Source organism: Corynebacterium sp. S5S1 (genome assembly GCF_001913985.1).
GTDB lineage: Bacteria > Actinomycetota > Actinomycetes > Mycobacteriales > Mycobacteriaceae > Corynebacterium > Corynebacterium marquesiae.
The window spans coordinates 1,841-3,426 of record NZ_MKXT01000088.1; the positions used below are offsets into that span (position 1 = coordinate 1,841).

Here is a 1,586-nt window from a genome sequence, read left to right on the forward strand (position 1 = left end):
TTTTTTGGGTCGCTCCTATGGCGCGCTGGGAGTTCTTGAAAAAGAACTCTAAGGGCAAGGAGCTGGAAGGAAAACATAAGTCCATCGGCAAGTTGATCGATGAGGCTATGCAGCAGCTCATGGCGGATAACGAATCGCTGATGGGCACGCTGCCGCAGATTTATGGTAAGGACAATATCGACCAGCGCCGTCTCGGTGAATTGTTTGATCTGTTTAGCTCTACGTACTTCGCCAGCACTAAGGATAAGAAGGCCCGCGACCTGCTAGGGGAGGTCTACGAGTACTTTCTGGATAAGTTCGCCAAGGCCGAAGGTAAGAGGGGCGGCGAGTTTTATACCCCGCAGCCGGTCGTGCGGACGTTGGTAGAAATCCTTGAGCCGACTGAGGGGCGTGTGTATGACCCATGCTGTGGTTCGGGTGGCATGTTTGTGCAGGCGGAAAAGTTCTTGGAGGCCACCAAGCGTGACCGCAGCGCAATTGCCGTCTATGGTCAGGAACTCAATGAGCGTACCTGGCGGATGGGCAAGATGAACCTGGCTATTCACGCCATTCGTTCGTCCGGTTTGGGCGAGCGTTGGGGCGATACGTTTGCTCGCGATATTCATGCGGGCACCAAGATGGACTACATCATGGCTAATCCGCCGTTCAACATTAAGGATTGGATTCGCAATGAGGAGGACGCCCGTTGGAAGTACGGTGTGCCTCCGGCGAAGAACGCGAACTTTGCGTGGATGCAGCACATCATTTCGAAGCTGAAGGATCACGGCGAAGCTGGTGTTGTGATGGCGAATGGCACCATGACGTAGCAAAGCTCTGGTGAGGGCGAGATCCGCAAGAACATGGTGGAAGATGACATTGTTTCGTGTGTGATTGCGCTGCCGGCGCAGTTGTTCCGTGGCACGGGTATTCCGGTGTGCGTGTGGTTCTTTGCTAAGGATAAGTCGGCGGGTGTTGGTGGCAGTGTTGATCGCCGTGGTGAGGTGTTGCTTATCGACGCCCGCCAGCTGGGCCACATGATCGACCGCACGGAGCGGGCGTTTAGTGATGAGGACATCGCCAAGATTGCTAACGCGTTCCGAACCTGGCGTGGACGTAGGTCCGCGGATGGGGAATACGAGGACGAGGCGGGCTTCTGTAAGTCCGCGACGATTGAGGAGATCCGCGAAACTGGCTATGCGCTAACACCTGGCCGCTACGTGGGTATGCCTGAGGCCGAAGAAGATGCTGAGCCTATCGACGAAAAGATTGCACGTCTAACTGCAGAACTGACTGCTGCGTTGGATGAGTCTGCACGTTTGGATGCAGTCGTGCGCGAGCAACTGGGGAGGTTGAAGTGAGCTGGGAAGCAATGAAACTTGGAGATGTCTTGCCATTTAAATACGGGCGAAACCTGCCAGAGTCTAAGAGAACTCAGACCGGGGAATACGATGTTGTTACATCGGCAGGAGTCGCAGGTTCCCATTGTGAAGCGCTAACCACTGTCCCTTCGGTCGTTGTAGGTCGCAAGGGTACGATTGGAAAGTTAACTTACTGTGGTGCACCAGTTTGGCCTACTGACACCGCGTTCTTTGTGGAAGAGCGTGATG

The 1,586-nt window shown here is 54.7% G+C and carries 1 protein-coding gene and 1 pseudogene; both read left to right on the forward strand.

The features are described from left to right. Positions 1-1,337: pseudogene (locus BKN05_RS12380) on the forward strand (N-6 DNA methylase family protein); the annotation flags it as partial. Continuing rightward, a partial coding sequence (locus BKN05_RS12385; protein WP_286688771.1) for a restriction endonuclease subunit S occupies positions 1,334-1,586 on the forward strand: 253 nt, incomplete at its 3' end. The pseudogene BKN05_RS12380 and the gene BKN05_RS12385, both read left to right, overlap by 4 nt.